The 928-nt window shown below is 59.6% G+C and carries 1 protein-coding gene; it reads right to left on the bottom strand.

Annotated elements, in window-relative coordinates:
- Positions 1–25 precede the first annotated feature (25 nt).
- The coding region (locus CF68_RS34425; protein ID WP_152548609.1) for an IS3 family transposase at positions 26–928 on the bottom strand (903 nt) is incomplete at its 5' end.

Here is a 928-nt window from a genome sequence, read left to right as displayed (position 1 = left end):
ACCCCGTAAAGTTGGAGAGTCAAAGCTAGGTGGAACCGAACTGAGCCCTGTACTGTACGGGGCTCAGTCCTTTGAGCTTCAGCTTGATGCGTTCGTGATTGTAGTAGTGAATGTATCGATGCAACCCTGCCTCGAGTTCGGTGATGCTGCAGAACTGGCTTGTATGGAAGAACTCGGCCTTTAGTGTGCCGAAGAAGCTTTCCATGGCGGCGTTATCCAGGCAATTGCCCTTGCGCGACATACTTTGCGTGATGGCGCGTTGCGCCAGCAGCCGCTGGTAGCGCGGCATGCGGTAGTGCCAGCCCTGGTCGGAGTGCAGCAGAGGCCGATCGTCAGGTCCGAGCCGCGCAATGGCCTTGTGCAGCATGTTGGTGACCAATTCGAAGTGCGGCCGCTTGGCTGTCTCGTAGGCGACGATCTCGCCCGTGCACAGATCCAGCACCGGCGACAGGTACAGCTTTTGGCCTGCGACCCTGAACTCGGTCACGTCCGTAGCCCATTTTTGGTTCGGGCGCTGCGCCTCGAACTGGCGATCCAAAACGTTGGGCGCTGCGCGACCGCATTCGCCGCGGTAAGACCGGTATTTCTTCACCCGCACACACGACTTCAGGCCTAGCTCCAGCATCAGGCGCTGCACCGGCTTGTGGTTGACCAGCAGCCCTTGCGAGCGGATGGCGTCGGTGACACGCCGATAGCCATAGCGGCCCTTGTGTGTCTCGAACACCCGCCGAGTCCTTGCCTTGAGATCCTGGTTCTTGTCACCGCTCTGGAGCGCCTTCCTCTGGTAGTAGAACGTGCTCGACGAGAGCGTGGCCACCTTCAGCAGCGTCGCCAACGGGAATTGCGCCCTGAGCTCAAGCACTACTTGCGCTTTCTCTGCTGCGCAGCGCTTCTCTTGGCCTGAACCAGGGCATCCAGCTTTTTTAGG

Origin of the sequence: Cupriavidus sp. SK-4, from assembly GCF_000611125.1 — a bacterium.
In the GTDB taxonomy this organism is placed as follows: domain Bacteria; phylum Pseudomonadota; class Gammaproteobacteria; order Burkholderiales; family Burkholderiaceae; genus Cupriavidus; species Cupriavidus necator.
The sequence above is the reverse complement of the archived record's forward strand: the minus strand, read 5'-3'. Positions and strand labels throughout refer to the sequence as shown.